Origin of the sequence: Novosphingobium sp. (assembly GCF_027486195.1) — a bacterium.
Classification (GTDB): domain Bacteria; phylum Pseudomonadota; class Alphaproteobacteria; order Sphingomonadales; family Sphingomonadaceae; genus Novosphingobium.
Window position 1 is genome coordinate 47916 of sequence record NZ_JAIXPP010000013.1, and the last position, 7415, is coordinate 55330.

Annotated in this window: 8 protein-coding genes; all 8 read left to right on the forward strand. The window is 62.6% G+C overall.

What is annotated here, in order from left to right:
• Positions 1-2: 2 nt before the first annotated feature.
• Complete coding sequence (locus Q0071_RS02960) at positions 3-917, forward strand: hypothetical protein (protein WP_298165132.1); 915 nt, start codon at positions 3-5, stop codon at positions 915-917.
• A complete protein-coding gene (locus tag Q0071_RS02965) occupies positions 917-1522 on the forward strand; it encodes a Gp138 family membrane-puncturing spike protein (protein WP_298165133.1) in 606 nt (201 codons plus the stop codon). Before Q0071_RS02960 ends, Q0071_RS02965 begins: the two co-directional genes overlap by 1 nt.
• Positions 1519-1980, forward strand: a complete 462-nt coding sequence (locus tag Q0071_RS02970) for a hypothetical protein (protein ID WP_298165135.1) — start codon at positions 1519-1521, stop codon at positions 1978-1980. Before Q0071_RS02965 ends, Q0071_RS02970 begins: the two co-directional genes overlap by 4 nt.
• Before the next feature lie 14 nt (positions 1981-1994).
• Positions 1995-3176 (forward strand): baseplate J/gp47 family protein, encoded by a 1182-nt coding sequence (locus Q0071_RS02975; RefSeq protein ID WP_298165137.1) that lies wholly within the window; start codon positions 1995-1997, stop codon positions 3174-3176.
• Positions 3176-3841 carry a DUF2612 domain-containing protein gene (locus Q0071_RS02980; protein WP_298165138.1) on the forward strand — a complete coding sequence of 222 codons (666 nt, stop codon included), beginning with the start codon at positions 3176-3178 and terminating at the stop codon, positions 3839-3841. Before Q0071_RS02975 ends, Q0071_RS02980 begins: the two co-directional genes overlap by 1 nt.
• A gap of 14 nt (positions 3842-3855) precedes the next feature.
• On the forward strand, positions 3856-5094 hold the full coding sequence (locus Q0071_RS02985) for a hypothetical protein (RefSeq protein WP_298165139.1): 1239 nt from the start codon (positions 3856-3858) through the stop codon (positions 5092-5094).
• A 9-nt stretch (positions 5095-5103) separates the two neighbouring features.
• Complete coding sequence (locus Q0071_RS02990; protein ID WP_298165141.1) at positions 5104-5556, forward strand: hypothetical protein; 453 nt, start codon at positions 5104-5106, stop codon at positions 5554-5556.
• 71 nt (positions 5557-5627) lie between these two features.
• A partial coding sequence (locus tag Q0071_RS02995) for a hypothetical protein (protein WP_298165143.1) occupies positions 5628-7415 on the forward strand: 1788 nt, incomplete at its 3' end.

Below are 7415 nucleotides of genomic sequence, written 5' to 3' on the forward strand. Positions count from 1 at the left end.
CCATGGCAAACCAGTTCATCCGCAAGGCAGGTTTGCTCATTGGTGACGATGCGACCGCCATCGACGTTTCAAATCTGCAGTTCTCGTTCCGGATCAAGCAGGCGGAAGTTGGCGTCCCGCAAACTGCATCTATCCGCGTCTACAACCTGTCCGATCAGACCTTTCAGAAGATCCGGGAGTATACCCGCGTCCAGCTGAGTGCTGGGTATCAGCAAGGCGCCTATGGGGTGATCTTCAATGGCGAGATCATCCAAACCAAGGCAGGGCGTGAGAATGCCGTCGACTCCTACGTCGATCTCATTGCAGCTGAGGGATACGAGTCGCATCAGAAGCCGATCAACATTACGCTCGCCAATGGTGGAACAGTGCTTGATGTCGCGAAAGCCGCCGCCGCCGCCATGGGCCGTAAACTGAACGTCTACACGACGGAAACCCCGCCGCAGCTTCCGCGCGGTACGGCGCAATACGGCATGGCGCGGCGCGCGCTGACCGACGCAGCCACGAAAATGAAGGCGGTCTGGTACTACTCGAACGATGGTATCGATCTCGTCTCGGTCGAGAACCCTAAAGCCGGAGAGGCGACGGTCATTAACGGCGATACGGGCATGATCGGCTGGCCGGAACAGACGCAGGACGGCATTCGCGTCCGCTGCCTCCTGAACCCGAACCTGACGATCGGTGCAACTATCAAGCTCGACAACGCTTCGGTTCAGGCGGCGACCTTTTCGACCGCCTATTCAGCCGCAGTGGCCAACAGCAATATTCCACGTGCCGACGCAGACGGTCTCTATCGCATGTACGTGATCGAGCATTCCGGCAACACGCGCGGTGCCGACTGGTATTCTGACATCATTTGCCTGTCACTCGATCCAACGACACGCGGCTTGTCCGGCATTTTTCAGAGGTATCTATTCTGATGGACCAGCGGCAACGCCTCGGCGACCCCACGTCTGCCATAGCGATGGCCACGCGCGAGAGGCAGGCACAGATATGGACGGCCCTGCCCGGCATCATCCAGTCTTTCGATCCTGCAGCCATGACCTGCGAAGTGCAGCCCTCGATCCAAGGCACGCTGTCCGATCCAAAGACCGGCAAGGCCACCAGCGTGAACCTGCCGCTTCTTGTCGACTGCCCGGTACAATTCCCCTCCGGCGGCGGCGTCACGCTGACCTTGCCGATCGCTGCAAACGACGAGTGCCTCATCGTGTTCGCCTCGCGCTGCATCGATGCCTGGTGGCAGAACGGCGGCATTCAGCCTCCGATGGTCTACCGCATGCACGACTTGTCCGATGGCTTTGTCATCCCGGGCATCTGGTCGCAGCCGCGCGTCCTGACCGGGGTGTCGACGAGCAAGGCGCAGCTGCGGAGCACTGACGGGGCCACAATGCTCGAGCTGGACCCCGAGGCGCAGCGCATCAATCTAATCGCGCCGGGCGGCGTCTACATCAATGGCATCCATTTCGACGAGCACCACCACACCGGTGTCCAGACCGGATCCGGCATCAGCGGAGGCCCGCAGTGAGAGTTCGCGCGCTCGACGCCAACGGCGATATGACATTCGGACAAAGCGCCACGAACTTCCTGATCAATTCGCCGGCAGCAGTCGCTCAATGCATCAACACCCGGCTCGGTCTGATCAAGGGCGAGTGGTTTCTCGATACGACCGAAGGCACCGACTGGGGCGGCAAGATCCTCGGACGGCAGCCCAAGGCAGGTTACGACGCCGAAATCCGCCGCGTGATCCTCGGTACCCCTGGCGTGACACAGATTACCGCCTACTCCAGCGACCTGACCAATCGCGCGTTGGCGGTAAATGCGACGGTGCTGACTGCCTACAGCGCGCAGGCCCTTGCGCTCAGTGCGGCATTCGGCCGTCGGCAGCAACCGGTCGCGCCGGTGACCGGTTTTCCTGTGGGGACCTCACCGTCTCTGGCGCTGCTCGACTTCACCTTCGTGCTTGATCAATCGGTTCTCGGATAAGGGCTACCGCTCCAGTGACAACCTATCCGCTGCAGACGTTGGGCGCTCAGGTGGGCCCGGCGGGCATCACTGCGCCCTCTTTCGACGACACGCTGCTCTCGCTTCAGGCGACCTATCAGCAGATCTATGGCGTCGATGCGGTCCTCACCCCGGACACGCAGGACGGGCAGTGGATCGCCGCCATTGCGCAGGCCATCGCCGACGTGAACGCTGGCGCGATTGCGGTCTACAACAGCTTCTCACCGAGCACGGCACAGGGCGTCGGTCTCTCTTCGGTCGTGAAGATCAACGGGCTTCGCCGGGAGACGCCCTCGAACTCCACCGCTCAGGTCCTGATCACCGGCACGGCAGGGACCGTCATCACGAACGGGCAGGTGCAGGACACCGCAGGCAATGTCTGGAGCCTGCCAACGACTGTCACCATCCCGGAAGGAAGCTCGATCACAGTGACGGCAACGGCGGCACAGCTGGGGTCGATCTCGGCTGCGATCGGGACGATCACCAAAATCCTGACGCCGACGCGGGGCTGGATCTCGGTGACCAACACCGCAGCCGCCTCACCTGGGGCTCCGGTCGAAAAGGACGCGACGCTGCGCCAGCGGCAGGCACGCTCGACCAACCTTTCGGCGCGTACCCCGCTGTCATCGATCCTTGCAGCCGTCCGCAACATTCCCGGGGTCTCTAGAGCCGAGGCGCACGAGAACAGCACCGGCGTGATAGATACAGACGGGGTGCCCGCAAACACGATTTGGCTGGTGGTCGAAGGCGGAGACAGCACCGCGATCGCGATCGCCATCGCCAACGGCAAGATCGGCGTCGCGACCTATGGCGGCGTCGTCCAGACCGTGACCGATGAATTCGGCATTCCTTCCACGGTTCGCTTTGATCGGCCGACCTACCAGCGGATCATGGTCAACGTCACGCTGAAGCCGCTGGCCGGCTACACCGTGCAGACCGGCAACAACATCATCGCGGCGATCAACACCTACATCAACGCGCTCGCAGTCGGGGAAAGCGTGTTCCTGACACAGGTCATTGCTGCAGCCATCCAAGGCAGCGGCGCGCCGACGACGTTCAACCTGACGTCGCTCACAATGGCGGTCTATCCCGGGTCGCCAACGGCGGCCGACCTCCCGATGGCGTTCAACCAGGCCCCGCAGCAGGCGGTGGACGACATCAGTCTGGCGCTCATCTGATGATGGGCGATGCAAGTCCGTATACCGGGCTGATCACCTCCAAGCATGCCGATAAGCCGAACTTCATGGCGACTGTCGCTGCCTCGGTGCAGCCGTTCGCTGACACACTGGCGGCACTGAACAGCCTCAATGCTGCGTTCGATCTCGACCTCGCTCAAGGCCAGCAGCTTGACATCCTCGGCCAATGGATCGGGGTGAGCCGGTACGTCGCGAGCCCGCTCGATGGAGTCTACTTCAGCTTCGATGTCAGCGGTCTTGGTTTGGACCAGGGCGTGATCTGGAGTCCGGGTGAGCCCCTGACTGGCCTCATCGCGCTGCCGGATGACGTCTACCTTACCCTGCTGCGCGCAACGATTGTCGCCAATCACTGGGATGGCTCCGTCCCCGGGGCGTACACGGCGTGGCAAATCTTGCTTGGGCCGCAGGGCTACCAAATCCTGATCCAGGACAACGGCGACATGACCATGGTGCTGGCGCTGCATGGCACGCTGGTTGACCCGGTGTTCACACAGCTGTTCGCGGCCGGCGTGCTCAATCTGCGTCCGGCCGGGGTCGAAGCATCCTACGTCATCCCGACCATTCCTGCCGCGCCCTTCTTCGGCCTCGATATCGAGACCGACTACGTCGCCGGGCTGGATTACGGCGCGTTCGGCCAATTCACCTGACACTGGAGTAACTCATGACCGCGAGCACGGATTTCCTGCCCTTCGCAACGGGGGCGGGTGCGAACGTCGTTTCCCAGGCGCTCTATGCAGCCGATACCGCCGTGACCAACGGCTTCTCGTCCGGCATCGCGTCGTCGGCAAAGTTCAACAAGGTCTTTCGGCAGGCCAGCTTTGTTGCCGCCGGCGTCGCGACGTGGATGGCAAACGCGCTGAACGCCAACATCCCGGATGACGGAAACCTCAACAATTTCGTCGCCAATCTGGGGCTGGCAGTCAGGGCCGCGGCAACAAGCGGCAACTTCATTGCCGACACCGGCAGCGTGAATGCACTCGCCGGCACGAGCTCGCCGGCGCCGACTGCGCTCGTCGCTGGCATGCAGGTCGCGATCCAGATCGCCAACACCAATACCGGTGCTGTGACCTTCAACTACGCGGGCCTCGGCGTGAAGAACGTCCTGTCCGAAGGCAATGCGGTCAAGGCAGGCCAGATGGTGGCGGGCCAAATCTACCTGCTCATGTATGACGGCACGCAGTGGGAGCTCCTCAGCGTGGGTCTCGACGTACCAGCGAGCACCGCGCAGGCCGGCATTGTGATCCTGGCCGCCAATGGCGACGTGGTCGCTGGCACCGACACTGGCAAGGCTGTTACTTCGCAGGGCGTGGCACGCGCGGTGCAGTCTGGCGGCTACAACTATGCTGCCGACAGCGGCAGCGCGAACACGATCACGATCGCCTTGACCCCTGCCCCGACGGCCTACTCGGCCGGGCTCGTGGTCGAGGTGAAGATGAATGCCACGAATACCGGCGCGACTACGATCAACGTCAACGGCTTGGGCGCCAAGACCGTGCAGTTCAACGGCGCGGCGCTGACGGCAGGTCAGCTGGTGGCGGGCCAGATCTACAGTATGGTCTACGACGGCACCAATTTTCAGGTGGCATCGCCGCCATCCGCATCAGTCGGACGGATCATGGCGGCGGGCGAGCTTTCGCCGGCGAGCGGCACGGCCATCAAGGGCTTCAACGTCTCGTCAGTCACCTACTCTGGCGCGATTGTTACGGTGGCATACACCAACTCGATCGCGAATCCGGTTCCCGTGGTCAACGGCGGCGACAGCGGCAACGGCTCAAGTTGCCAGTCGGCGTTTTGGGGTAGCGGGTCCTCGAACAATTCCACCGGCTTCTCGATCAACTTTGGCGTGTCTGGCGGTGGTGGCTCGATCAGCAAAGCCACTTTCGTGACCGCCGGCCTGTAAGGAACAGCTATGACGCAGATCATCTGGAAACTGTCTTCGGGCGGCATCGCTATTACGCAGCTGGTCGATGCGACCGACGCCGAGAGCGAGGCAGCCAAGCTGCTCGAAGCGGGACTGGTTGCCGCAGACTGGACGGTCGATCACATCCGCAACGATGAGAACCACTACATCGTCGACGATGCGCTGTTCTTTGGCGCCCTGACCGCTAACGGCGGCGAGATCGTCATCGACATGGACAAGGCGCGCGAGATCTGGCGCGGCGCGATCCGCGAAGCGCGCGCACCCAAGCTCGCCGCGCTTGATGTTGCATGGCAGCGCGCCAGCGAGGACGGTCGCGAAGACGCCAAGGCGAAGATCGTGGCCGCCAAGCAGCTGCTGCGCGATCTGCCTGAGGATGCGGCTATCGCCAAAGCGAAAAGCATCGCTGACCTCCGCGCATTCTGGCCCGACGTATTGAGCTGAACTGATCGGACCAAACCCGCTTTCCATGACCTCGCTTCGGCGGGGTTTTTCTTTGCCAGGATGCGCCAGACATGACCTTCGAGCCGGGCAAGATACTGAGTGCTGCCGACCTCAATGCCGCGCTTGCCAACTACGTTCCTATTGCTTCGCTGGCGGCTACCGCTTCCGGGCAGGGTGGCACTCTGGTAGGCCTATCCAACGGCGACAACCTTCAACAGTTCATCGTCAAGCTGCTAAGTTCCAATGGCGCGGCGATTATTGGCGCTGCTAGCGGCGGCTCGATCCAAGCGTTCATCAACACGCTTTTGTCCAGCGCTGGCGCGGCCGCGATCGGCTACGGCACCGTTACGGTCAAGGCCGCGCTCGACTCAGCGCTTCAGGCAGCTGCACAAGCGACTGGCACGATCGGAATGCTGACGACTGCAGTCAGCGCCGGTGGCGCGTTGCCGTTCGAAGTCACCGCGCTCTCCGGCAGCTTTGTTGGCACAGGCAGCGGCGGCACGCCGGGCGAATATGCACTGGTCGTTAGCGGCGGACCTGCAGGGCATACCGCGTTCATCACGATCGGCAGCGATGGGAAGGTCGCAAGCGGGCGCATCGGCACGCGAGGTATCGCGACCAGCAACACCGCACCAATCTACAGCCTGCCTTCGGGAACTGGACTGACTGGTGCCACGTTGCCGACCGCGACGGTTACGGCGCTCGCCGCTGGTCGCATATTTTTCGCGCCATCCAGCGATGGAACACGAAAACTAGCATGGCAGTCTAGTGGCGGTGTGATTGCAGCCTACAATGTCGGTGGCGTGCAATGGTCTGAGCTTTTCTCAGGCGGTTTGGACAGTATTTTCACGCAGATCGTTGGCGGCCCGCGCATTGTTGCGACGGACGAAAGCGGCAACGAACTGATCGAGATCACGGCCAACCGGATCGATCATCCCGATATGAACGCGATCCGAGCACAGGCGGCAACATCGGCTACTGCCGGGCAGGCTATGGTCGCAACGCCGGGGGGCGCGCGGCTTACCGTGACGGACGAAAGCGGCAACGAGCTGCTTGAGGTGACGCAAAGCCGGATCGACCACCCTGATATGAATGCGGTGCGGCCGCTGGCGCTGGCGTCGGCAACAGCAGGGCAATCCATGGCAGGGCTACCGGGTGGGGCGCGTGTCGCCATCACCGACGAAGCCGGGAATGTCATGGCCGAGGTCACCTCGACCCGCATCAACCATCCCGACACAAATGCGATGCGCGCGGCAATCGCCACGCCATCGGCGGGAACGCTGCGGCGCCTTCGCGCGCTGGCGGCGGCAGCGGCTGTCTCCAATCCATGGGACAATCCGGTCATGGCCTCGCCGCCGACCATGACCGCCGATGCGACCGTTGATTCCTCGCTCACCCGACAGTTCCGACCGGCGAGCGGCGGCGTGCTGGTCAACAACGACTTTGGTCTGTTCGGCGGCGTTCCGGTCGTGACGGGCGGGCTTCCGACGATGACCTATCTGAGCGCGGTGACACGCGGCACCGGCACGACAGCGAGCGGCGGAAACATCAACGGTAGCGGCAAGACCCAGTACGGCCAGCGCATCCGCTTCCAGCACTTTGGGACCAAGTTCGACTTCCTGACCTATGGCACGGCCAAGTGGCGGCTGATCGTGAACGGGCAGTATGCCTCGCGCAGCTTCCTCACGAGCTCGGCGGGATCGACAGCTAACCCGAGCTACAACCATGTCGTGTTTTCATCGATCGGCATCCGCAATATCGAGATCGAACTCGATGGCGGCACACCCTTCGGCGGCGTCAATTGCGAGCCGACTGGCTACATCGAGCAGCCGGGCTTCGATGATGCGCTGCGCATGATC

Excerpts from the sequence above, each read along its gene's own strand:
- Q0071_RS02960 (WP_298165132.1), top strand. The coding sequence starts at position 3 with ATGGCAAACCAGTTCATCCGCAAGGCAGGTTTGCTCATTGGTGACGAT.
- Q0071_RS02965 (WP_298165133.1), top strand. The coding sequence starts at position 917 with ATGGACCAGCGGCAACGCCTCGGCGACCCCACGTCTGCCATAGCGATG.
- Q0071_RS02980 (WP_298165138.1), top strand. The coding sequence starts at position 3,176 with ATGATGGGCGATGCAAGTCCGTATACCGGGCTGATCACCTCCAAGCAT.
- Q0071_RS02985 (WP_298165139.1), top strand. The coding sequence starts at position 3,856 with ATGACCGCGAGCACGGATTTCCTGCCCTTCGCAACGGGGGCGGGTGCG.
- Q0071_RS02990 (WP_298165141.1), top strand. The coding sequence starts at position 5,104 with ATGACGCAGATCATCTGGAAACTGTCTTCGGGCGGCATCGCTATTACG.